This window comes from Spirochaeta cellobiosiphila DSM 17781 (genome assembly GCF_000426705.1).
Lineage (GTDB): Bacteria > Spirochaetota > Spirochaetia > DSM-17781 > DSM-17781 > Spirochaeta_E > Spirochaeta_E cellobiosiphila.
Map to the genome: position 1 here is coordinate 721,509 of NZ_KE384554.1, position 25,332 is coordinate 746,840.

Below are 25,332 nucleotides of genomic sequence, written 5' to 3' on the forward strand. Positions count from 1 at the left end.
TATACTCTAGCTTATGAGCAAACCAGACTTCCACTTATTAACACAGACACTCAATGCAGAACTATCTCAACTGACTTTCAGCCAACCTGTTCACACAGTCCTTAATCCTCTGACCTATGCAGGAGATCCTTATCTTAAATATATAGATAGGTATCTACAATCCCCTAGGAAAATAATCTACAGTGGGATGAATCCCGGTCCTTACGGTATGGGGCAGATTGGAATTCCCTTTGGAGATATTGAATCAGTTAAAAACTGGCTAAGAATAGAGGGGAAAGTCTTTCAACCTTTATACGCTCATCCTGCTAAACCCATACTGGGATTTGATTCAACCAGGCGGGAAGTAAGCGGCAAACGTTTCTGGGGACTAATGAAGGAACTCTATGGAACAGCAGATGATTTTTTTGCGAATAACTTTGTTCATAATTACTGTCCCCTCTTATTCCTGGATGAAAAGGGTCGAAATATCACACCTGACAAACTCAAAAAAAAGGAGAAAGACCAACTCTTTCCCCTATGTGATAAATATTATCTGGACATGCTCGCTTGGATGAACCCTGAATATTGCATTGGGATTGGGAAGTTCAGCTTATCCTATCTGGAACGAATCATTCCCAAACTCCCCTCTAATAAAGTAAAGCTTATCAATATTCCTCATCCCAGTCCTGCAAACCCAAGAGCTAATAAATTCTGGCGTGAAGATACTCTTCTCATTTTGAAACAAGAAGGTTTAATTCCCCATTAAGGAAGAAAACTTTTAAGATCCTGCTGTATGGCTTCTATTTTTTTGCCCACTTCTGCTTCTGCCTGTTCTAAAGTAGAACTTATATCTGTACAACAACTCCCATAGAATTTGATCTTAGGTTCAGTACCACTGGGACGTGCTGTCACAATAGAGCCATCCTTTAATAGGAATTGGAGAACATTAGATTCAGGAAGATCAATATTACGAAGAGCTTTCCCATCCATAATAGTCTCTCCTGTAAGATAGTCCTTTACCTTATCAATGGCGATTCCACCTAAGGTGCTGGGTGTTTTTGTTCTCAAGGTTTCCATTAGCCTTTCTCTATCTTCTAAACCTGCTTGGCCTTGAAAGGTATGGGTGAGAAGAATTTCTTTGTAATAACCATGTTCTGACCATAGTTCTTTTAACCGGTCCAGTAAGGATTTCCCTTGTGACTTATGGTATAAGGTCATCTCCGCAGTCATCATGGCAGCAACAACAGCGTCTTTATCCCTCACAGCAGTACCAACAAGGTATCCATAGCTTTCTTCCCCACCAAAAAGAAACTGGTAGTCTCCTTTCTCTTCAAATTGCTTAATTTTTTCCCCTATGTATTTGAACCCGGTCAAAGTTTGAAAATGGGTAGCGCCATAGCTTTCAGCAATCTTTCGTTGGAAATCAGAAGTTACAATCGTATTAACAAAGGCTGGATGCTCAGGATAATCCCCCCTTTCTTTAATGCCAGAGAAGACATAATCCGCCAATAAGGCCCCAAGCTGGTTACCTGTCACCAGACGATAGTCCTCTCCCTCAGGAATAGCAATGCCTAATCGATCCGAGTCTGGATCAGTTCCCATCACAAGATGTGCTCCTATTTTCTTACCTAAATCAAGAACCATCTTAAGAGCACTGGCCTCTTCTGGATTAGGGAATTCAACAGTGGGGAAATCACCATTAGGCTCAGCTTGTTCTGGAACCATATTTACCTCTATTCCCAAATCAGCCAATACGGAGGGAACCATGGTCCCCCCTGTTCCGTGAAGAGGGGTATAAGCAACTTTTAAGTCCTTACCTAATTCCTTGATTAACTCAGGACGAATCACTTCTTTTTTAAGTTGAGCCTTATACTTGTCATCCAATTCTTTGTCTATCCAAACAAGAAGACCTTTCTCCTCTGCTTCTTCTTTCGTTAGTATCTTGGGAAGAGAGCTTACATTACGGACTTCTTCAATGATGCCTTTATCATGGGGAGGAACAATTTGGGCACCATCGGACCAATAAACTTTATAACCATTATAAGCAGCTGGATTATGACTAGCGGTGACAACAATACCCGTAGAGGCTTTCAGTTCCCTCAAGGCAAAGGATAATTCCGGGGTAGGTCTTAACTCAGTAAACAAATAAGTCTTTATACCACTAGAACATAAAACCAAAGCAGCTTCCAGAGCAAAGAGATCACTATAATTACGGGAATCATAGGCAATGACAGCAGAAGGACTCTGAGGAACAGCTTTATTGACATAATTAGCCAACCCCTGGGTGGCTTTACGAACAACCAAGGGATTCATACGGTTAGAACCACCACCAATGGGGCCCCGCAATCCACCTGTGCCAAAACTAAGGGAAGTATAGAATCTTTCATTAAGCTCTGGGTAATCCTCTTTTTTAAGAAGCTCTTCCACTTCCTTCTTAAAAAAGGGATGATTCTCTTTGGCTATATATTCTTGGGCTAATTCAACGATTTTTTGGTTATCCACCAATGTCTCCTTACAAGAAGTGTTTTGTTACCCCCAATATAATGGAGGCCTCTATAAAAGAAAAGTCTTCCTCAATCAGGAAGACTTTATCATTACTATAGGAATTCCTTATTATTTCTAATAAGGGATATACGATCTTCCACGCTCGTTCTGGATCGCAATCGATCTTTTGGTGTGTTCTTTACATAATCCAGCATCTGTTCGATAGAAGTTTCTGCGACATGCATTCGAGTATCACTGGAAGCATAGTAGATTAGTAAACGTCCATCATCATCGAGAATAGCTCCATTACAAAACACAACATTAGATACATCACCTATCCGTTCAATACCCTTAGGTGCGATGAAATGTCCTCCTGGAGAGGCTATAACCTTTCCAGGTTCATTAAGATCAGAGAGAACAGCATAGATAACATAGCGAAGTCCTGCAGCCGTGTTACGAACACCATGCATTATATGAAGCCAGCCCTCTTTTGTTTTAATAGGAACAGCCCCTCCTCCGTTCTTCACTTCCTTAATGGTATGATAAACTTTTGGATCCATGAGGTTTTCCTCTTTGATATGGGCATTGTCCATAGAATCGGATAGTCCCCAGCAGACACCCCCACCAGAACCTGTTGAGATAAAGCCGTCCTGAGGGCGAGTATATAATAAGTATTGCCCTTTATAAAATTCCGGATGAAGCAGGACATTTCGCTGTTGAGGTCCAGGGGTCTTTAAGTTGGGCAGACGCTCCCAATTCTCCATGTCTTTGGTTCTTACGATTCCTGCGGCAGCTACGGCACGGGAAGTGTCTCCTTCAGGAGCATCTGGATCATGACTTTCTGCGCAAAAGATACCATAGATATATCCATCTTCATGAGCTGTTAATCGCATGTCATACACATTGGTTTCCATGGAATCTACATCTTCCAAAAGAAGTGGTTCCCCAACAAATTCCCAATGATTGATACCATCTGGACTCTTTGCTGTAGCGAAGAAGGATTTACGGTCATCTCCCTCTACGCGTACCACCATCATATATTCTCCCTTAAACTTAATGGCCCCTGCATTAAAAGCAGCATTAATACCCAGACGTTCCTGAAATAAAGGATTTGTTTTAGGGTTTAGATCATATCTCCAATGAACAGGAACATGATCTTCTGTTAAAATAGGGGCATCATATCGGTAATAGACTCCATTTGAGGGTTCTACTTTCTTAAGTTTTTTACTGATAAGGTCATTATAAGCTTTATATACAGCTTTCTTTCTATCTTCAAATACACTCATTTATTACTCCTTAATCCTCATTATGAGTTCCATACAGGCACGTCCGTTATGATAGGGAGTCTTCCACTGTCCCCCCTTCTCATATTCATCCATAACAGTACCGGAAGCACGACGTCCCCAGAACCATTCCCCTTTATCATGATCAATAATGTTTTTCTTTATAAAGTCCCATGTTTTGTAGACAGCCTCTAGATAATGAGGTTGTCCTGTCATTTGCCAGGCATTGAAAAAACCGACCATAGATTCCGCCTGGGGCCACCAGATTTTATCCTTATCCCAATGGGAACCTTCACGTTCATTATAAATACCGCCCTCTTTATCATCCCAGCCTTCAGCCAGAACCTTATTCGCCATAGACAGGACAATAGGATTATAGGTTTTGTTTAAATCCTCATCGTCCAGGACTTGGAGCGCTTCTTTAAGTAACCAACTGGCTTCAATATCATGGCCAAAGCTCACAACAGACTTAAGAGATTTCCATGATTTATCAAAATACAGATTCATATGGTCTGTTTGAGGATCCCTGATATCTAAACATATATTCTTTATTAAACGAGTTAATGATAATTTTACCTGCGCTGTAGGATTGATGCGGTAAAAATTTGTATACCCTTCCAGAACATGAAGATTGGTATTCATTGATTTATCACAATCAATATCCACATCACTCAACGCAGTATTCTTAACAGGATTCCAGCTTTCATCTAAAGCTTCCCAATAACCACCCCATATGGGATCATAAGCATTGTCCTCTAGTACAGAATAAATATCTTGAGCTTTTTGAAGAATTTCAGGAGACTTTGTGCCTATATAATATTCACTCAAACCATAGAGAAGAAAAGCCTGGCCATATATTTGTTTATGCTTTTCTTTAGGCTCACCTTTGTAATCAGTAAGCCAATAATAACCACCATTCTCTATATCATAAAAATACTTATCCAGGAATAGTAAAGAATGCTTAGCTCCCTCAAGATATTCTTCCTTCCCAAAATGATTATAAGCCGCAGCATAGGCCCAGAGAAATCGGCTATGCATTACTAAACCTTTGGGAGCCTCCTTCTGGAGAACTCCCTGGTTATTAAGATGACCATAGAAACCACCATTGTCCCTATCGATCATGTCCTTAAGCCAGAAAGCTAAGACGTTATCCTTAAGTTCCTTAGTTAAGGACCGTTTTAGTTCAAATAAAGTTTCTATCATGTCACCTCAACACTTAAAGACTATTATTCTTAACAAATTCTACTAATTCATCAGCATAGGTAAAGGCTAAACCAGTTACAGTATCAGCAGCTCCATAATAGATGGCGATTCTACCTGTATCTCCATCAACAACAGAACCTACAGGGAAGAAAACATTCTGAACATCACCAACCTGTTCATAAGGCATGGTTGGAGCTAATAAATAAGGTCTCGTACGAGCTATGACTTTCCAAGGTTCATCAATGTCTGTCAGAGCCGCTCCCATGGAATAAACAAAGCCGTTACAGGAGTTAAGGACACCATGATAGATAATTAACCAACCTTCTTTAGTTTCGATAGGAGTAGGTCCCCCACCAATCTTGGTACTCTGCCAACCAGAATCAGAACCTCTTGGAGCCATCACGTGCCTATGCTTACCCCAGTATGTTAAATCAGGACTATGGGAAAGGAAAATATCCCCAAAAGGAGTATGTCCTGAATCAGAAGGTCTGGATAACATAACATATTCCCCACCAATCTTCCTTGGGAAGAGGACCCCATTTCTATTAAAAGGCATCATAAGATTTTCACCCTGGTAAAAGGTTTCAAAGTCATCAGTGTAACCATAACCAAGTGAAGCACCGTGATAACCATTACACCAAATAATATGGAATCGCCCATCGATCTCTATCACTCTTGGATCATATTTATACTCAGAGTCAGGCAAACCAGGTACAGCAGGAACAAAGGCAATAGGATCATCTTCAATCTTCCAATTGATACCATCCTTACTAAAACCTCTGTGAATATTCATTCTACGAGCTCTATCATCGACTCGAAAGACTCCTGCAAAGCCATCTTTGAAGGCCACTACTGCAGAGTTAAAAATACTATTGGAGTTTTTTGTTGCATCCCTTTTGATAACAGGGTTTTCTGAATATCTCCATACAGGTAATTCATATCCAGCAGGTCTGTCCTGCCAAGGGATATTAGGAAGTGATTTAGCATTGACTAGAATATTATCAGCCATCATTATCTCCTTATCATGTTTTATTTTATATTTGCCACTCATCAGGTGTCATAACTTGAAGTTTCTCCCTATCAACAGGCTCTGGGAAACTTTCAAGGTTTATTGATATTTCACGTCTTGTCATGGGGAAGGCGTTACGATCCCATTTCAAATCCTGACTGGAATCAATCCAAACTAAAGGAGTGAATTTGTCGGCGATTAAAGTCAAACTATTATCTTTAAGGGAACTAATTCTAACTTTGGCAGAGACAAAATTATATTCTTTTCTATCACAGAATAAGCTAAAGCCCTCCCATAACTGACCTTGCCTGGTTTGAAAATGGTAATCCATAAAGTCACGACTTATGTCCGTGCCCTTAGGCAAAGGAACTTCCCAGTTAATAACAGAATAGGCTGGACACATAGCTGATTTAGAATCCCCTTCTTTCACCTCAAAATCCTGATTCTTCAAAGTGTAATAGAAATCCCCCTGGATTTCCCTATTCGTATCATTTACTAAATACAGGATAATCTTATCCTGTTCCCTGCGTGAGGTAATGACGACAGGAGCATAAGCTTCCTTGATTTGATAATGAAGCATCTTTCGTCTATGGTAATAATCAATGCTTGACCAGGAAGCACCGGGCCAGCAATCATTTAGCTGCCAATAAATAACCCCCATACAACGACCTCTATGCTGTCTCAAATGAATAGCCGCTTCTGTTATGGCTTCTGCCTGTACCGCTTGAGAAGCATAAACCAAGGTCTTAAAATCAGACTTTGTATTACCAAAGGATTCTCTTATATAATGGGCAATCTTCTGATTTCCCGCTTCATTCTTTTGATGATTCTTCATCACCTCTGATAATAGTTCCCGATCTGAAGGCTCAGTAAAACTTTCAATTGTAGACCACACAGGAAAGGATTGCATGCCAAACTCTGACAAGAAGCGATGATACTTATCCCTGAAATAGGAAATAGGTTCTTCACCATGCCACACGCGCCAATCATGAACATCCCCATGATTGTGATCATTAGGCTTATCAAACCCTCCTCCACTGGAAGGACTGGAAGGCCAATAAAAGCGATGAGGATCTTCTTCTTTCAAAACAGAAGGAATCATATTCTCAAAAAGCTCAAGATAATTATTTTTATTCTCCTGGGAAGCATCAAACCCCCAATCTACATGAGCCGTCTCCAACTCATTATTACCGCAATACAGGGCAATAGAAGGATGATTTCGCAAACGGCGGACAGTGTATTGGATTTCTTCTCTAACAGTCTCTTTAAAGTCTTCCCGAGTAGGATAGGTTGAGCAGGCGAACATAAAATCCTGCCAAACAACTAAACCGGTTTTGTCACAATAATCATAAAAGTAATCATCCAGATAATAGCCGCCACCCCATACTCGAATGAGATTAAAATTAGCCCATAGACATTCCTCTAATAAGGCTTCTGTTTTCTCCTTTGTGATTCTTGTAAGAAAATTATCTTCTGGAATATAGTTAGCTCCTTTCGCAAAAAAGGGAATCCCATTAACAGTCAAGGCAAAGGAACGACCCCACTCATCCTCTTCCTGAGTCACGGTCAATGTCCTTAAACCAATAATCTGAGTAACCTCTTGAGACTCTGATCCATCAGAATAGACTAATTGGAGCTGGTACAAAGGTTGTTCCCCCATCCCCCTTGGCCACCATAATCGGGGGCTCTCAAGGACAAGCTCAGTTTTTGAAGAGGTACTGGTCCAGGTTTTAATTAGATTGGATTCGGGGTCCAGGAAGGACCATTCTAATTCAGAAGGAAGGGCTCCTTCAAACTGGGCCTCAAAACTTAAAGTAACACCATCCTTATTATGATCCTGATAAATCTTAATACCTTTATATAGACTATCTCTCCAACTTCTAATAGAGACAGACTTAAACAGGCCCGCATCGGGTAACTTAGGGCCCCAATCCCAACCCGACATATAATGAGCTTTCCTAATATGACCAAGACCGCTAAGGGTATGTTCAGGATTCCATAAGAATTCTTTCTTCTGCTGTGCTTTCAAATACTCCTGAGCATTCTTAAAAAGGAACTTCAAGCGATTTAGACCTAATTGAGCCTGATCTAATATTGAAAAAGCATAAGGTCTAAACATATTGTTTGTGAAACCTAGCCATTGATCATTGAAATAGACCTCACATAGAGTATCTAAACCTTCACAATATAAATCCAGATGGCCTTGTTCCAGATCCTGAGACGTCAAAGTGATATCGACTTCATAAATAAAGTCTTGATCTAATGCCTCAAGGGCTGTCTTCTCATTTGTTCCCCAGAAAGGGTCCTTGATTCTATTGGATTTCAACAGGTGATCCAAGGCTGACCCGGGAACTGAGACTGAGATAGACTTATCATCATGAGCCGTTGAAAATTTCCATGGACCAGTAATATTCTTTATCATAGTCCCTCCTTTTTCTTTTCTATAATGACAATATCAATATGAGCTATAAAACGGCACTCGTCTTGCACTATTGTGATCTATTTGTTTCACATAGATGATATCTGGTATAGAGATTAGGTATTTATCGAGGGATATCAAGGTTTATTTGTTAAAAATAGAATAATAACTATTGCTGTGAAGAATAATTTAAATACACTATTGTGATATGAACAGTCAGCAATCTATACCGTTACTGAAGGGTGAGTTTGATAAGATTTCAGAAACTTTCTTCAAGGAAGTTAAAATTCCTAATGATTATTATACACAGCTCCATCGCCATAGTTTTTTTGAAATCATGCTTATTAAAGAAGGACAGATGCTCCATATTATTAATAACAAAGAACAGGTTGTTCTCCCGGGAACCTTGATACTTATCCGACCGAGAGATATCCATAGGATTCTGCCCTTTCATGGAAACAGCTGTACCCTATTCAATCTGGAAATATCCACAAAGGTAATGGAAGATCTCTTCAGCTATCTTGGACCGGGATTTGACCGTCAAACTATACTAGACCCACCAATGCCACCAACCATCCATCTGTCAGCGACTCAGGAAGGCAATCTATCAGAACAAATTACCAAAATTCATTATCAACATCATTGGGACAAATTACGTGCTAATTTGTATTTAAGGAATCTCATATTTGACTTAGTAGGATTACTATATTTACCTAAAACCTATGATTCGGATAAACCTATGTGGTTCAACGAACTACTGGAACAAATGATAAAACCTGTTAATTTTAGGGGCGGGTTGAAGAAAATGATTAGTTTATCCGGCAAAAGCCGGGAACATCTTTCCCGAAGTATGAAAAAATACATAGGGAAGACTCCCAGTCAATTTATTAACAGTCAAAAACTAAATTATAGCGTTAATCTGCTCCGGTATACCGACAAATCGATTATCGATATTAGTTATGAGTCAGGATTTGAAAACCCTCACTACTTCTACCGATTGTTTAGTAAAGAAATCGGATTGAGTCCAGGGGCTTTTCGCAAATCATCACATGAAGAATTACTTCTTTGAGGGAACTATAATAAGAGGACACTTAGCCTTATGGACAACAGCCTGGCTAACAGACCCAAGAAAGAGATTGTACAATCCCCCATGACCATGGGACCCTAATATAATGTAATCAGCACCCCATTCTTCTGCTTTATTAAGAATGTGATCTGCAGGGTCACCCTCTGCCACTTCCTGACTTACATCAATACCGGATCTAGCCAGAGTAGACTCCAAGGCAGTAAGCTGTTTTTCATCAAATTCTGTATTAGGCTGAATATGATCAACGACAGCTGGTCCCGCACCGGGATAACCAGCAGGTATAACAACAGGAACTTCTATGTGGAGGATCTTAACTTGAGCACCGAATTTCTTTGCCAGTTTCTCAGCCTCGTCAACTTGTCGTGTAGTCACATCAGAGAAATCTACAGGTAATAAAATCTTTTTCATAAAACACCTCCGTAATAATGTTCTGATATAAATTTAATAAAAAAACAGTCAAAAATCAAATTTGGACCCTGTCAGCTTGATTGTTAAGCAAGATTAAGGCTGTGCTAATTCATTGAAAAATGCTAATATACAGCCATCATAAACTCATCTGGAGGCTCAGACTGTGGGTACAATCAAAATCTACATAAGGAACATACTCTTATCTATTTTTGCAGCTGTTGTAGTTACCATAGCAGGAACCTTTATCTTTACTTTAACTCCCATCCAATGGCCGATAATGTTTATCTTTACGGCAATACCAGGAATAGTATTCCTATTACTCAACCGGGGAAGTAAGGTAACGGTATTGGAAGAACACCTGCGAGAGCTTAATGAAGGTGAGATCAACCTACATAACTTATTAAGCACATGGACAGACGATGGTAACCGTAATCTACGGAACCATCTGCAACGGTATTTTTTAAGACTTCACGAATTATTACTGGAAGCCAACACCTTGGCTGGTAACAATAAAACACTAGGGAATTCCCTGGTCAAACGCTATGACAAGTCTTTGGAACGTATGCAGGAAATCGGGGGACACCTTGAAGAAGTTGGTACGAATGTGGATTCATTAACCAAGGACATCCATATGTCCAATGATGCGGTTACTTATATATTAAACGCTATCAGAGATCTATCAGGCTTAGTGGAAAACCAGTCCTCAGCGGTTCAGGTTAGTTCTTCAGCTGTAGAGGAAATGAATGCCAGTATTCAAAACGTAGCGCGCATTACTAAAGAACGAACCATAGACATGGATGACCTAAAGAAAAAATCAGCAGAAGGCAATCAAGTTATTGATAGAACCGTTAGAGAGATAAAAGAAGTCTCCCAGCAGACCGGTACTATCATGGAATTATTGGGAATGATTAATGACGTAGCGAGCAGAACAAACCTTTTAGCCATTAACGCCTCCATTGAAGCGGCTCATGCAGGGGAAAAGGGTAAAGGTTTTGCTGTCGTTGCCAGTGAAATAGGCAAGTTAGCCTCAACAACAGCAAATAACGCGAGAAATATAACAGATTCCCTGACGGAAATCACCAACAGAATGGCACAGGTTCAAGATTTTAGTACAGCTAGTGGAAGGATATTTGCCGAGGTTAATGAAGAAGTTCATGATGCTAGTCAATCCTTCCAGGAAATCAGTTCCAGCATGGAAGAATTAGCCATTGGACAACATGAAATCCTCAAGTCTGTTCAGATACTGTCAGATACAAGCCATGATGTTCATGAAAGCTCTATTAAAATCAAAGAACAGACAAAACTCATTAACGAATCTATGGCTTCGGTGGATAAATCCAGCCAACAGACAGAAACATCCATTAAAGAAATCACCACTCGTATGGAAAACCTTAATGAGGTGGGAATGCAGATAATGACCTTAATCCATCAAAACCGCATCAACATGGAAACCCTGAGTAAGAGTATTGAACAAATGGATACTGGTATCCAGGAAAACAGCATAAGTGAAGCCCAGATAGGAATAAAATGGTCACAAGGATTTAGTGTTGGTGTGGAAGAAATGGATAATCAACATAAGAAGCTTATTAAAGCTTTGGATGATTATCTGATAGCCATGGTGTCAGGAAAAGGGACAGATAGTATCAAGCCTTTATTGGACAAGCTGGCTCAATACGTCATTGAACATTTCAGTGATGAAGAAAAGATGATGGAAAGGATACAATATCCAGACCTTGAAAACCATAGAGTCATTCATAATAAGTTCATAGACAAGCTAAAAGTTCTATCAAAAGAACTAGAAGAAAAAGGCCCTACTCCTTTACTGGCAACCAGAGTGCAAGACGAAGTAGCTAACTGGCTTATTAAACATATTGCTAATTCTGATAAACTCTACGGCAAGCATTACAATAGTATCTACGGTGGCAAAAAATAAAAAATGAGTCCCTAAGGTAAAGGAGATAAACCGAAGGGGCTCATAAGCTTGGAGGGTGAATTGTTTTCCAATTCAAATACATCCTTTAAACAAAGAGAACACTCAGAGTGTTACAAAAAAAGTATGTTTTTAGGAAAATACTCTTGATATTCCTTTATTTGATATCATAATGTTAACAAGTTACATCAGGAGTTTTCTATGATTACTAAAGAGTTTACCAACTTTATTGATACCCTAAAAGAAGGTAAACCAGACAATATTTTTCTATTATTGGATTCTGCTTTTTCCCGACTCTCTATCTCAAAATCCTATACTGGTGATATTCCTCTCCGGACAGGAGAGCTTAAGATGGCCTATGGTGATGTGAGAGCTTTCCTCGATCATCTTCCTTTAGAATTTAGGGGTGAAGACTTTTTTTTCTTCTATCCCAAACCCGTCTTTATTACCGGGATGGGACTATATGGTGAAGAATTCATTAATGAGCTTCGTCAGTATGAAGCCAAAGAAGGGCGAGAACCATCCACTATTATTTTATTTGGATCCCCCCGTATAGAAAAAACGGAAAGATTATCAGCTCATATAGACTGGCATATAGATATTAGAAAAACAACAGCTATACACCAGCTGATTTATTTACTTAATCACCTTGACGCCTAGCTTTAACTGCTTTTGCCAAACGATCAAATAGGGGTAGTGTGTCATCCCAGCTCAAGCAGGCATCTGTTATGCTCTTGCCATATTCCATTAAGTTCTTATCGGGATTAATACTTTGTTTCCCCCCCTTGAGATGACTCTCAATCATAAGACCAATAATGTTTTTCTCTCCCCTGCCAACAAGATCTGATAGATAATCCACTACCATAGGTTGTTTTGTATGGTCCTTACAGGAATTACCATGGGAACAATCAACCATTAAACTGCCTTCTAAACCGGAAGCTTCCAGAGCCTTTACGGCCTCGGAGATGTCTTTTTCATAATAATTAGGACCATCCACACCACCTCTTAAGATAAGGTGACAATGGGGATTCCCCTTTGTAGAGACAATGGCAGCCAAAGAATGTTTGGTTACTGACAAAAAGCTATGGGAAGCCCGTGCCGCATGAATAGCATCAATGGCTATATTATAATTACCATTGGTTCCATTCTTAAAACCTATGGGAGCACTGAGTCCGGAAGCCAATTCTCTGTGAACCTGACTTTCTGTTGTCCGTGCCCCTATGGCACCCCAGGATATAGTATCTGCAATGAACTGGGGACTGATAGTATCCAGAAACTCAACCGCCACAGGAAGACCCATTTCAGTTAAGGTTACTAATAGCTTCCGAGCCATACGAAGACCTTTATTAATCTGAAAACTACCATCTAAATCAGGATCATTAATGAGCCCTTTCCAACCACCTCTGGTTCGAGGCTTCTCAAAATAAACTCTCATGATAATCTCAAGTTCACCGGAATATTTCTGTCTGGCCTCTTTTAAAAGTCTGCCATAGTCCAGAGCCGCATCCACATCATGAATAGAACAGGGTCCGACAACAACTAAAAGACGATCATCATTCTTTTTGAGTATCTTTGCTATCTTGATTCTTGTGTCTACCACTAGACGGCGATCTTCTTCTGATAAGGGAATATCTTCCATCAGAATAGCCGGTGGTATCAAAGGTCTTAATTCCTTTATGCGTACATCATCTGTTGTATAAGGCATGGATTATTCTCCTTTTTTTGTCATTTTCCGGATTTCCCCTGTATGGAGATGATCCAGAGATCTATGAGTCCATGGTTCCACATCTTCAAAAAAGGTTTGCAGTATCTGCAAGGCATCCCCATGGGAAATGAGAAGGATTTTCTCTCCCTGATAATCTTTTTCTAATTGATGAATCAGCGCTTCTGTACGCTGACGTACAGACTGGGGACTCTCAACATTTTTCCAGGTATTATCATTATGTAAGCTTTCATCTTTTTCCCAAATCTCTGCATAATGAGTATCTGGCCCCCCATCAAAGTCTCCAAAGAATCGTTCCCTTAAGGCTTCTGTTAAGATAGGGGCATTGGATTCTAACAATCGTGATGCTTCCCAGGCTGTTTCCTGAGTTCGTAAGAAATCACTGCTATATATAATAGTCTGAGAATCTAATTCCCTTGAGGATAAAGCCTGACGAACCACACCCCGTCCCTGGGGAGTGAGGCCATACTTTTTTGTACCCACTTCAGGATCAGAAATGATTAGACCTTCAATGTTAGCTTCGCTCAAGCCATGTCTCATGAGATAATATGTATTATTCATTATATCCTTCCTAATGTCCGAGGGAAGTCCCGTCGACCTAAGTTATTCTATAGGTTATACTAAGGCCTGACAAGCAAAAGGAAGGAAGATGGAAATAATAATCCTCCACGCTCCAGGGATTGAAAAAGCTCTAGAGAAGGAGCTGGATAAATTAGGTTTAACAATAAATGACAAAAGTCGTGGTCGTATTATCGTAGATACAGATCTGGAAGGCTTATATAAAGCCCATATCTATTTACGAACAGCAGAAAGAATCCTTTTAAAAATGGGCACATGGAAATGCCATAATTTTGATCAGCTTTTTGATGGGATAAAAGAACTGAACTGGTCACTTGCCATAGATAACACTTGGAATATAAAGATTGATAAGGTAAGAAGTTACCGATCAGAGATCAAAAGCTCTCCTATTACACAAAAGACAGCTCATAAGGCTATCCTGGAAGCACTCAACTGTACAGAAAAGACGAACAATAGAAAACCAGCCAATATAAGACTCTATTGGGATAAAGACGAATTATTAGTTGGTCTAGACTTAACTGGCGATGGACTTCATAAAAGGGGCTATCGAGAAGAAGCCGGGAAAGCCCCCTTAAGAGAAACTCTGGCGGCAGCTATGATTATCTACTCAGGATGGCAACCGGGCTATCCTATTCATGATCCCTTCTGCGGAAGTGGAACCATACTCATTGAAGCGGCCCTTATGGATCTCAATATAGCACCTGGTATCAAGAAGACTTTTACCTTTGAACAAATGAACTTCCACGAGGAGGATCTATGGAAAAAGGTCAAAAGAGAAGCAAGACTTCAAGCGAAAAGAGAACTTACCAGTCCTTTAAGCGGGGGAGATAACTATGATAAAGTCCTGGATACAGCTCGGCTGAATGCTAAGAAGGCTGGAATTGGTGATCAGATTCTGTTCTACAAGGAAGACGCCACCAAGGGAGAAGCAGACTTTGATGAAGGATACATCATTACTAATCCCCCCTATGGGGAAAGGCTTCAGGACAAACAAAAAGCAGAAGACCTCTATAGAAGCTTAAGTCAGTGGAATGAAAGCTACCCCTCTTGGCGAAAGGTCATTATCACCAATAATGAAAAGCTGGAAAAGTTATATAATCAACAGGCTCACATCAAACGTTATATCCAATATGGAAGTTTAGATGTAACCCTCTATCAATTCAATTAAGAAGGTTTTGTTAATGGGGAAGTTTAATTCTCTTCCCCTGACTCTTCTTCCTCTTCTGTAAACCATAAAGTATCTTCATCAGGCTTTTCAAAACTAACACGTCCTATTTTGCCTTCTCGTAACTCTGATAAGAAGACATGGCAAATGCGTTCCATATCCACAATACCACCCTTTTGAAGCATACCCCTTTTACGGCCCATAAGTTCTAGAAGTACCATAGGTTCTTCTGGTAATTCCTCTAATTTAAATCTTTCCTGTAACTCTTTAGGATAATTAAGACGTAGATAATTAAGACCTTTACCTGCGATATCAAATAGATCCAGGATCTCGTCTTTAATAGAGCCAAGGAGAGCCAATCGATAACCGACTCTTTTATCTTCAAATTTAGGCCATAATATCCCCGGAGTATCAACCAATTCAAAGTCAGGATTTAAGGCTACCCGTTGTAAATGTCTAGTATGTCCTGGTTTGTTTTGCACACTAGCTTTTTTCTGCCCCTTAAGAGCATTTATAACAGTGGATTTCCCCACATTAGGAATTCCGACAATCATGGCACGTAAAGCCCGTCGCTTTCTGGTATTACGATCCTTACCTAAAGTACGACATCCTGGGATAATTTGCTTAATCTGATTCTTATCTTTACTCGTTAAAGCGAGGGGTAACACATCCGGTTCTTCAGCATAACGCTTCATCCAAATCTTAGTGACAGAAGGATCTGCCAGGTCAGTTTTATTAAGGATGACCAGACGAGGTTTATCTCCAATAATATCCTTTATCATAGGGTTTCTGGAGGATTCGGGAACCCTTGCGTCGAGGATTTCAATAATCACATCAATGGAAGGAAGATTCTCCCCTATTAACCTGCGGGTTTTGTTCATATGGCCGGGAAACCATTGTATTTGTTTCATGATCCTCGTTTTACTCTGTATCAGGAGAAAAGTCTAGGTTAGCCTCGTCTGATTGATTTTGTTCTTGTTTCTGAATGGATTTACTTAAATATCTATGGGCCATCACAAAAATTATAATGATCATTATACAAATCAACAAAAACTTAATTAGTACATTCTTTATCAAATTTTCCTCACTCATTCACCAATCTAGTAATTGTATCTTATTTATATATTTTTTTATAACCTTTTCCTTCTCTTTGTTGTTTGTCTATTGAATTCACCTGGAGAGGAGAGGCTTCTGTTAGTTGCCTTGAATTAGTCTGGGTGCTTCTTCATAAAACTTTTTTATTTATATGTACCCCTGGGGGAGCAATCCTGATTGATTAACTTTTTCATCCCCCTCCTTTTTGAATTTGTCATCCTATGGATTTACACAACAAGATAAATTTCCCAGGGGTCTCTTTTTTAGCTAAGATAAGATGTCTTTGACATAATCCCATTCTGTTTGGGATAAGGTTATTTTGGGTATGAGGACGGTAGTACTATAGCGTTCCTTTTGATCAGGAGTGTTTTCTTTTCTGTTGCTAACCACCTGAAGATAAGCTCTATCCTTACATTTTGGACAGCTGTAAATATCTATAATAGTGTGAGTTAAAGCATCTCCTGAGGAAGGATACAGATTCTTGAGACTATTCCAGGATCCCCTTTCTAAATCATATCGTAGACTCTTTTTGTCATAGTCTTCTTTATAAGGGCCAAAGCTTGTTTTATTCCTAATCCAATTATGGCATCCTGGACATAGGGTTAGATCTATTTTGAAGAGGGAGATGATCACAGGTGAGAATAGGATGATCCAGAGGGATTCTATGATCCAGGCAAGGTATAATAGAGGTCCTTTGACGACCATTCCTGAGACTTCCCACAAGCCCACAGAGCCAATCTTATGGATCAAATCTAAAAGATGAATAGGATTAAGGACTAATCCATCACTTATATCCATGAATTTTAAGAAAAACACCCAGCTAACATAACGGGACAAGGCCGCTGATATCATACAGAATTTTTGAAATAGTGAAGGACGGTTACATTTGGTTAGATACTCTAATCCAACAAAGGCTCCTCCGATTAAGGCGCTTGTCACTAATCCTAAACAAAGCTTCCCTATAACTCCAGTGATGGTTTGTAAGGCGGCATGTAATACCCCCAATACTAAGGCTATAACTAATGTGGCAAAGACAATAACTATGAGGGTTGATAGGTTTAAATTTTTGCTTTTTTTCATATATCGATTCCTTATTCTAAAGGCAATGTTAGCTTGTATTGGGAATCAGGAGATCACCCTTTATGGGTGATTTTTGGTTTTATGGGGTTATTATGAGGGGAAGTGTTGGGATGGTAAGATTTAACTGATGTCCGCACTTTTCGAAAGGTAAATTGAGGTCTTAAAAGAGGTAGTACTGTCACTGTCGCCATTTTAGCCTGTCACTGTCGCCATTTTAGCCTGTCACTGTCACCATTTTAGCCTGTCACTGTCACCATTTTAGCCTGTCACTGTCACCATTTTAGCCTGTCACTGTCACCATTTTAGCCTGTCACTGTCACCCATCGTCAATTGAAGATGACGGAATTTGTCAATTGACGATGGGTGAATTCCACAACTGTCATAGTGTAGTAATGAAAGGCACCTATTTGGAAAGTAAAAGGGGAATACTTAACTACTCAATGGGGTGCTTTCTATAGTTACAACTTTAAGTTAAAGCTTGAGCTTGTAACTTTTTATTTATAAGGCAAATCAATTAGACTTCTTCTATCTTTCTTTTACACCTAAAACTCTATTTGACTACATTTATTGTAATTGAAATATTATTATCATCATCATTAAAAGATAATTCAATTATACCATTAGTGGGTTGTGGAAAAACAAAGGTCCCAAAACAACTATCACCATTAGTCATCGTAACATCCACACCAGCAGCATCTTTAGCATCTGTCATAAAATATGTATTCCCAAAATTATCTGTTAGGTTAATGTCATAATTATTAGCATCTGAATATTTTGTAACACTATAACCTTGATCAACATACACGGTCCAAATCATATTGATACCTAGAGATAAATCATTGTTTACGGTGATTGACTTGATAGTAGTATTTACGGTGGCATTATTATATGGAAGCGATACAACATACCCCTTATCAACACTGTACTCTCCAGGTGCATTTAAGTTTACATCAGAATCTATCTCCTCTGTGATGCTACATGAGAATGTAATTATACTCATAACCATAATTAAAAGTATTTTTTTCATCATATATTACTCCTTGTTTATTGTGCTTTTTTTTCTTATTCAACGGTATCTCTATGATCTCTTATGGTCAATAAGTGTATAGAGCAACACTTTTCTAAATGCCTCAAAAAGAGTCAAATATCCAAGACACTTCCTAGGCTACCATTTAGTGGATACTCTACATTGGTTATTATGTCACTACTAATTTTTCTGATATCAGTTTATTTAGGAATATATCCTGCAGTTTTCCTGAGCCTGGCTATTATCTCCATTGGCATAAACATTTCTCATGGATTCATGACTTAGGGATATCACATCCCTGAGCTACAAAAGATAATCTACCCATACTCATATCATAACCGCCTTTTAAATCCTTAAAAGCTATTTTGGCCAGGTTAACATTGGTACTGCCGGTCATACCACTAAGGCTAGTTGTAACTATTCTGGATAGTTTATCTTAAAAAGGTAAACATCTTCATAGGGATATCGGTTTTTTCCCCACTCCCATGTTATCCCTTCCCAACCAAGAATAATAATATACTCCTTATTAGGACTGACATCGTATTGAAGACTATCCCAAATGCTATGATAGAAGTTGGGGACAACATCCTCTAAGCCCATAATCATCTTTCCGTGTTTATAGACTTTTACTCGAGATAGATCTTCTTCACCGATGGTTTGGTTATAAAGTGTATCTTCTCCAAAATGGATTTCATAACCCTGTTTTAGTTTAAAAGCTTTGATAGGGTAAGCAGAATGTGGATCTTCTATAAAATGTTCATCTGTAAGCTTTTTTTCAATATTGTACCAACTGCTTTGAGAGAGACTGATAATAGTATTGAATTCTTCTCTATTATATTTTTGCAATTTCAAGGAGTTATCTAATGAATAGTAATTTTTTCCAAAACTAAAATACATAACTCGACTATCATTTGAATCATCACAGATTAAGGGAGGCAATACACCAATCCACCCCCATTTCCAGTCATATATTTCAACGGGAACCTTTTTAATTATTCTATTTTCTGAAATACTGAATAATACGGGTTCTGTATCAGCACCGCTAGAGAAAATAATATCGTCAGTAACAAAACAATAAGTAGCGGCAATGTCTCTAAACTTTAACTCCTTTCCCAATTTATCAACAAGATCAATAGAAAAATCATCACTAAATACCATGGTGGAAATTATTAAATAGAAAGATAGATATATTGTAATTTTTTTCATCTAAATGCTGCTCCATAAATATCACTATTAAACATTAAATTAGCTAGATAACTGTTTGTCTGACTATCTAATGAATCCCAATAATCCAAGGGCATACTTCTATAATTGTTCCAGAAAAAATTATTCCAATCGTTTATTTGAGGATTTTGACTGGAGAAATTATAGATATTATTCCAGTTATCTGTATTGTTAGCAGTTGCCAGGCCAGTTGTAAGTAATATTTCTGATGTCGTTATGAAATAATCATCAAGATTACATGCCTTTGATGCCCCTCATCTCCTCATGTTAATAGTGGCTTGAAGGCCAAACCCTCTCACCATTCTCAGGTCTCATCGGCAAAAGCATTAACCAAAGCATGATCATTGCTTACGACATCAATCTGGTCATGGCGTTTATATCCATATAATGGATACAATGTTATATTTTTTGCACTGTTATGAAAATCATTAGTTACAATAGGTGTTATTCCATTCTCATAACCTTCTTGTTTATATCATGATTAAGCTTTATGAGTTTTACACCACTTAGGACTTGCGACATATTATAAATGATCACTTCCTGCTAGATTCATTTCCAGTAATCCCATATTAGTTGCCGTGTCCGTTTGATATTTTTTACCTGTTTTTGAGTCTGTTGCCCAGATAATGGGGCCTGAAAAAGCATTATTCACTGCTCCATCAATATGTGACCCTCTGTTATTTTGTTACCAACAGTGTCACCCAAAATTGAACTGAAGCAACCCCAACGGCTTACACCAGGTATATAATTGGATGTGACACTGAGTTATTTATAAATTACTCCTACAAAATCTAAAACCCAAGGTTGATCGATACTGTTACCCTCATAGATGTCTTTAATAGTAATTTTAACAGAATGTTCATCCTGAATCGCTAATGGTATTAACTGCATTGCATGGAAATCTTCTAACATGACCTTATGAACTAAATCTGGTCTACTATCATATCTTATCTCTATTTCTTTAATTCGCCCATAATTACGATCCATATTCTTTCGTTCATTATCATATTGCCCATTGCAGATTACAATACTAAATAAATCATGATCACTTTCTAGTTTTATAGTCTGAGTTACATTATCTATATCATTATCACCTTGGTACCTACTTGTTTCACCAAAATCTATATTCTGATATGTACTGCTAATAATGTTTTCTATGTCTAATTGATAATCTGTATGATTCTTTATGTATTCTACATGGGTAATGTATCCAGGTTTTTTTGTGAAATAATATTCCTGTTCCGGTAAAAAATATAATCTTTTGTTTAGCTTATATAAATAGGTAGGATTACTAAAGTAATATTTCCTCATATAACTCGATGCAAATCCCACAGGAAGATATGATATATTAACATCCGTTTTATACAACGAATTAACTAAGTAATACTTAAGATCAGGATATGTTGGATAATTAAGTAAAGGATATTTAAAATCATCATATTTAACAATATCATATGCAAAATTGGTATTGTTAAAAGAAATAATGAGTTCCTTAAAACTTTCATCATGATAACTTCCATCACGTGGCATCACCTCAGGTAAGGGATACACGCTCCCACAAAAAGACACCGTGTATTTTCCATTAAAATATGTCGACAGAGAAACATAGACACCATTAATTCCATACTCATTTAAATAAATCTTTTGTGAATCTAGTATCTCTAAATTAGTTAAATCAATTTTGGTGAAAAGCCAAGACTGATTAGCTTTTTCCTCCATGATATATGCCGTTCTACCATCATCACTGATAGTTATCTTCCCTTTAGTATTGTAAGCATGGAAATCACCTTTTTCTGTCAATAGAAAAATTCCGTTATTAATATTATAATATGTATCTACCACTCCCACTAAGTCTTTCCCTTGTTTAGTGGGATACAAAATATTTAACTTCTTTATTGCCTTTTCTTCATTAGGATACTGAGAGATATAGTAAGACATAATCTCTTCCCTTTGTTTTTCAAATCTCTTTATGATATCTATGGATTTCTTTTTGTTACTTGTTTCAAAAATGTAATAACCTTGATCATTTTTCTCTTTACGATAACTAAAAGATACATTCTCATCTATATATTCTTGAATTTCCAAAAAAGTATAATGCTTTCTTCTCGTTAAGAAATAGGTTTGTTGAAAACCGTATAGTAATAAATTTTTATCCTGAAAATAAGAATAGTTTAGTGTTGTATAATTATCAGCAGTCTTACTATCATCAATAAGGCTGAATGCTCTAAATGGATATATATTATACTTAAGAGAATATTTTACATCCGCAGACAAGTTTTCCTTTTTTATACTTCTTATATAATCTGTATTTATTTTCACGGATTGCTTTTTATTACCCTGCGTTAATAACCTTTCACGATTTGAACAAGATACAAATAGACTAATTATTACTATCACTATAAAACTATAATTTCTCAATAGGAATCTCCTAAACTTCTATTAATATGAACATAGCCAGTATCACCAAGTTCAAACATATTCATAAAATCATAAAATCTATTTATTCCGATTTCAGGAGATGCCCATGAATAACTGGCATAAAGCGTTAGACATCCCAAACTTCCTGCATTAAATAAGCATTTGCTTGAACAGCTATTGGATAAAACTTTCCCTTTTCTATCCTAATATTTGGATCACTAATAAAAGTATTTTCAGAATCACTCCATATTAAACCTAAATCTTCAATCAAATTACCAGTTTTTTCAACTAAGCTATTATAAGCAGCACTAAAATGTTGTCTATAAGAAGCAATGTCCTCATTACTATATTAATTATGCCTGAGACAGCATTATTCACGGCTCCATCAATTAAACTCTCTGTTATTTTACCACCAATAGTATCACCTAAACTTTCGCCAAAAGATCCCAAGCTACCAACACCAGGAATAACACAACTTGCGATGCTGGTAGCTTCGCTCTTCCCAAAGTCTAGCAATCTTTGTTGCCAACTAAAGTTTCCATTAAAGACAAAATGGTATCTTAAAAAGGAATGAATTGTGCTTATTCAGACTCTTGATATGTATTTACTCTATTATGAACTTATACCTAGTAGCTTCTTTTAGGTATTTTTTGACCAACCCATATCATCTCTCCTGCAAGATTAATTACTGAGCCGTAAGTGAATCCATCAGTATTTACAAAGGCAATGCCATCTTTAAATTTGCCAGCACTAGTAAATTGAGGCTCAATAACCCAATTACCTTCTTTATCCATATATCCAAAATGATTATACTTATCCGCAATTGCCACTAAACCATCAGAAAAAGGTTCATCTGAGACAAAGTTCATAGGAATTACAATCTCACCCTTTTTATTTATATAGCCTACCTTATCAGCACCTTCAAATATACCCAATCGTATAGGAGCTAATCCTTCTGAGAAGTAAGTGGAAGACATTCGACGATCTGCGAATACGTCACAAACCCAACCATTAATCACTTCCTCTCCCTCATGGTTAATATAGGCACTATAGCCATTATAATCATAGACATAAGCTAGCCCCTCAGAAAAGGCATTGGCAGTATAATAACCTTCATTACCAATGACTTTTCCAGTCTCTAGTTCTATAAAGGTAAATTTCCCTTCATAAGGACCATTGGAATAATTCATTAAAACAATACCTTCATTGTAATCGAATATTGGATCTTTGGAACTATAGAGGAAATTACCTTCTTTATCATATAAGTCATATTTTATAGCATGTCCATCCTTATCAATTCTTCCCATCAATCCCCCCTCTCGAGTCTCATGTATGACATCATAATTAAAATCTCTTAGAACATTAAACTGATTATCAATAAGAACTTGCTTACCATCTATTTTAACTACCTGGATCTGACGATCAACATTATATTTTACTAAAGTTATTTTTAGTCGTTTTTCGAGATCTTTTATAATTATTTTACCATCAGTATTTATTACTGATTTATGCCCCTCATTGAAGACTATAATTAGATCAGAAAAATCTTCAATCTGAGCACTACTACAGCTAATAAATAAAATTATTACTAAAGCTAAAAATATCTTCATTTTCATTAGTTTACCTTCCTTGGTATATATATAAAATAATCTAGATCATCATCATCCCATGTCTTAAGAAATGCTGTTTGTGAATTCACATATCCATCAGCACTATAAGCACCTATATTACTGTAGTAAATATCTGTTAATTCCCCGCTTTCATTATTACCACCAGCAATGGGTGATATATGTCCACGACCCTCATCATTCTTCCAAGAAGTAAAACTTAACCCACCGGACTCTTGCCACCTTACAGCTTCCTCTGCACTTACTGATTGATAAAATCCATCTGGATTATTGTAATATTGTTGCTTCAATTTATCGTTAATATCATTAGCATTATGCTCTCGATAACGATAATATTCTAAAAAGGAACCTCCATAAGCCTCAGAAAAAGTCGATGTATTAAAATTACAATATGTATCTGGTGGATTACCTAGAGTAAGATAGTAATCATCAACACTCATACCATCAGGAGCAAATATTTCCTCACGCTCGTTAACCATATGTATATCACCATGAGAATAATAAGCTAAATACTTATACAATTTATGTCCTTCTTCATCTTTTGTATCCAAGAAGTATTGTTGTTTTCCTCCAGCAACCCATTTGCCTCTTGCTTCCCGATACGCTTGTAAATCATCTCCATGTACTTCATTGAAACCTGCCAAAAAGTTTTCCCCAACCATTCTATCACCTAAATCAGAGCCTCCATCTACAAGATGATCTTGATAATAAGCTAAAGCATCATCCTTCATCCCTTGAATCCAGGAATCATAAGTTATAGGCTGTGTATTATCTATAAAAGGTATATCAATATCTAAGAAATCTTCTAATTTAGAGGTAGCGTTCTCTAACCAGTTTGCAGGTTCTGTATCCATTAAACCACGTTCAACTAATACATTGTATTGATCCTCTGTCTTTAGATAATTAAGCAGCATTTCCGGGGCATCCATACCTGCGACAGTTTTGTTGAAATCATTTTGCCCTTTCCATGACCAGTTGGCTGTATCTGTTACATCAAGACCATCTGCTACACTATATTGCAACCCAGAAGTGGCCATTAATTGGGCTGCTTCTGTATTTGTAATCCCCATAATTCGAGCTAACCCAGTCTCTACATAACGACCAGTTGCTTTTTTATCATCATCACGAGATATTTCATCTATAACTTGTAGTAATATTTCTCCATTTTCATCATATAAATTGGCTTTACCATCATACTCAAGGGATCCATCAGATAACAACTTCCAATAATCAGAAGAATTATCATAAGAAGCAGCAACATACTCATTAAAGTTATCCGCTCCTTTACTATATTCATATATATCCTTAAGAAGATTCCCATTTGCTCCAAGGAATTCCATTCCATATCTACTGTCATTGCCCATTCGAATAGACATCTCGGTATGAGCAGTAGCGGCTCTTTCTAATTCAGCCTTTTGGTCGGCACTGTTTTTATCACCATCTCGATAGGCTTCATGTTGTAAAACAACACCAGCCATAAGAGCACCATTTCTATCATTACCCAAGGTAGCTATATGTATAGTTCTTCCCCCATTAGCATTAGTGCTAGTCTCACCTTGTTCCCCATCTTCTATATCTCCACCAACAAGCA

Annotated in this window: 23 protein-coding genes; 5 read left to right on the top strand and 18 right to left on the bottom strand. The window is 37.8% G+C overall.

The window, feature by feature from the left end; genetic code table 11:
* The first annotated feature begins 13 nt into the window (after positions 1-13).
* The gene (locus K345_RS20630) at positions 14-745 is read left to right on the top strand and encodes a uracil-DNA glycosylase family protein (RefSeq protein WP_037571754.1); all 732 of its coding nucleotides are present in this window, start codon (positions 14-16) and stop codon (positions 743-745) included.
* Here K345_RS20630 and K345_RS0110185 read toward each other — a convergent pair.
* From K345_RS0110185 to K345_RS20635, 5 genes are all read right to left on the bottom strand, one after another.
* On the bottom strand, positions 742-2,481 hold the full coding sequence (locus K345_RS0110185; RefSeq protein WP_028974062.1) for a phospho-sugar mutase: 1,740 nt from the start codon (positions 2,479-2,481) through the stop codon (positions 742-744). The genes K345_RS20630 and K345_RS0110185 overlap by 4 nt on opposite strands.
* A gap of 95 nt (positions 2,482-2,576) precedes the next feature.
* The gene (locus K345_RS0110190) at positions 2,577-3,749 is read right to left on the bottom strand and encodes a glycoside hydrolase family 130 protein (protein ID WP_028974063.1); all 1,173 of its coding nucleotides are present in this window, start codon (positions 3,747-3,749) and stop codon (positions 2,577-2,579) included.
* Between the two features lie 3 nt (positions 3,750-3,752).
* Positions 3,753-4,949 carry an AGE family epimerase/isomerase gene (locus K345_RS0110195; RefSeq protein WP_028974064.1) on the bottom strand — a complete coding sequence of 399 codons (1,197 nt, stop codon included), beginning with the start codon at positions 4,947-4,949 and terminating at the stop codon, positions 3,753-3,755.
* Between the two features lie 13 nt (positions 4,950-4,962).
* Positions 4,963-5,958 (bottom strand): glycoside hydrolase family 130 protein, encoded by a 996-nt coding sequence (locus K345_RS0110200; RefSeq protein ID WP_037571757.1) that lies wholly within the window; start codon positions 5,956-5,958, stop codon positions 4,963-4,965.
* Positions 5,959-5,983: 25 nt separating this feature from the next.
* Positions 5,984-8,380: a glycoside hydrolase family 2 protein gene (locus K345_RS20635; RefSeq protein ID WP_053228206.1), complete on the bottom strand. Its 2,397-nt coding sequence runs from the start codon at positions 8,378-8,380 to the stop codon at positions 5,984-5,986.
* A 205-nt stretch (positions 8,381-8,585) separates the two neighbouring features.
* Here K345_RS20635 and K345_RS0110210 point away from each other — a divergent pair, with 205 nt between their 5' ends.
* A complete protein-coding gene (locus K345_RS0110210; RefSeq protein ID WP_028974066.1) occupies positions 8,586-9,446 on the top strand; it encodes a helix-turn-helix domain-containing protein in 861 nt (286 codons plus the stop codon).
* On the opposite strand, the gene K345_RS0110215 is transcribed toward K345_RS0110210, so the two are convergent.
* Positions 9,435-9,872, bottom strand: coding sequence for a universal stress protein (locus K345_RS0110215; protein ID WP_028974067.1), 438 nt, complete (start codon positions 9,870-9,872; stop codon positions 9,435-9,437). The genes K345_RS0110210 and K345_RS0110215 overlap by 12 nt on opposite strands.
* 163 nt (positions 9,873-10,035) lie before the next feature.
* On the opposite strand from K345_RS0110215, the gene K345_RS0110220 reads away from it, so the two are divergent.
* On the top strand, positions 10,036-11,805 hold the full coding sequence (locus K345_RS0110220; RefSeq protein ID WP_028974068.1) for a bacteriohemerythrin: 1,770 nt from the start codon (positions 10,036-10,038) through the stop codon (positions 11,803-11,805).
* A gap of 198 nt (positions 11,806-12,003) precedes the next feature.
* Positions 12,004-12,462, top strand: coding sequence for a hypothetical protein (locus K345_RS0110225; protein ID WP_028974069.1), 459 nt, complete (start codon positions 12,004-12,006; stop codon positions 12,460-12,462).
* On the opposite strand, the gene K345_RS0110230 is transcribed toward K345_RS0110225, so the two are convergent.
* Positions 12,443-13,507 carry a 3-deoxy-7-phosphoheptulonate synthase gene (locus K345_RS0110230; protein ID WP_028974070.1) on the bottom strand — a complete coding sequence of 355 codons (1,065 nt, stop codon included), beginning with the start codon at positions 13,505-13,507 and terminating at the stop codon, positions 12,443-12,445. The two genes, K345_RS0110225 and K345_RS0110230, sit on opposite strands and share 20 nt — an antisense overlap.
* A gap of 3 nt (positions 13,508-13,510) precedes the next feature.
* Positions 13,511-14,086 carry a histidine phosphatase family protein gene (locus tag K345_RS20640; RefSeq protein ID WP_037571760.1) on the bottom strand — a complete coding sequence of 192 codons (576 nt, stop codon included), beginning with the start codon at positions 14,084-14,086 and terminating at the stop codon, positions 13,511-13,513.
* An 88-nt stretch (positions 14,087-14,174) separates the two neighbouring features.
* Here K345_RS20640 and K345_RS0110240 point away from each other — a divergent pair, with 88 nt between their 5' ends.
* On the top strand, positions 14,175-15,272 hold the full coding sequence (locus K345_RS0110240) for a THUMP domain-containing class I SAM-dependent RNA methyltransferase (protein ID WP_028974071.1): 1,098 nt from the start codon (positions 14,175-14,177) through the stop codon (positions 15,270-15,272).
* A gap of 23 nt (positions 15,273-15,295) precedes the next feature.
* Here the strand turns inward: K345_RS0110240 and ylqF are convergent, their stop codons facing one another.
* The 10 genes from ylqF to K345_RS23350 form a co-directional block, all read right to left on the bottom strand.
* Positions 15,296-16,180: a ribosome biogenesis GTPase YlqF gene (gene ylqF, locus K345_RS0110245; RefSeq protein ID WP_028974072.1), complete on the bottom strand. Its 885-nt coding sequence runs from the start codon at positions 16,178-16,180 to the stop codon at positions 15,296-15,298.
* 451 nt (positions 16,181-16,631) lie between these two features.
* Positions 16,632-17,444: a hypothetical protein gene (locus K345_RS0110250; protein ID WP_028974073.1), complete on the bottom strand. Its 813-nt coding sequence runs from the start codon at positions 17,442-17,444 to the stop codon at positions 16,632-16,634.
* Between the two features lie 550 nt (positions 17,445-17,994).
* Complete coding sequence (locus tag K345_RS0110255) at positions 17,995-18,444, bottom strand: hypothetical protein (protein ID WP_156888366.1); 450 nt, start codon at positions 18,442-18,444, stop codon at positions 17,995-17,997.
* Between the two features lie 444 nt (positions 18,445-18,888).
* Positions 18,889-19,677, bottom strand: coding sequence for a hypothetical protein (locus K345_RS0110260; RefSeq protein ID WP_028974075.1), 789 nt, complete (start codon positions 19,675-19,677; stop codon positions 18,889-18,891).
* A 541-nt stretch (positions 19,678-20,218) separates the two neighbouring features.
* Positions 20,219-20,347 (bottom strand): hypothetical protein, encoded by a 129-nt coding sequence (locus K345_RS23665; protein WP_281169315.1) that lies wholly within the window; start codon positions 20,345-20,347, stop codon positions 20,219-20,221.
* Between the two features lie 113 nt (positions 20,348-20,460).
* A complete protein-coding gene (locus K345_RS0110275; protein ID WP_156888367.1) occupies positions 20,461-22,014 on the bottom strand; it encodes a hypothetical protein in 1,554 nt (517 codons plus the stop codon).
* A gap of 226 nt (positions 22,015-22,240) precedes the next feature.
* On the bottom strand, positions 22,241-22,384 hold the full coding sequence (locus tag K345_RS23140) for a hypothetical protein (protein WP_156888368.1): 144 nt from the start codon (positions 22,382-22,384) through the stop codon (positions 22,241-22,243).
* 17 nt (positions 22,385-22,401) lie between these two features.
* Positions 22,402-22,629, bottom strand: a complete 228-nt coding sequence (locus K345_RS0110290) for a hypothetical protein (protein ID WP_028974077.1) — start codon at positions 22,627-22,629, stop codon at positions 22,402-22,404.
* Between the two features lie 110 nt (positions 22,630-22,739).
* On the bottom strand, positions 22,740-23,729 hold the full coding sequence (locus K345_RS22360; protein WP_028974078.1) for a WG repeat-containing protein: 990 nt from the start codon (positions 23,727-23,729) through the stop codon (positions 22,740-22,742).
* A partial coding sequence (locus K345_RS23350; RefSeq protein ID WP_028974079.1) for a hypothetical protein occupies positions 23,729-25,332 on the bottom strand: 1,604 nt, incomplete at its 5' end. The genes K345_RS23350 and K345_RS22360, both read right to left, overlap by 1 nt.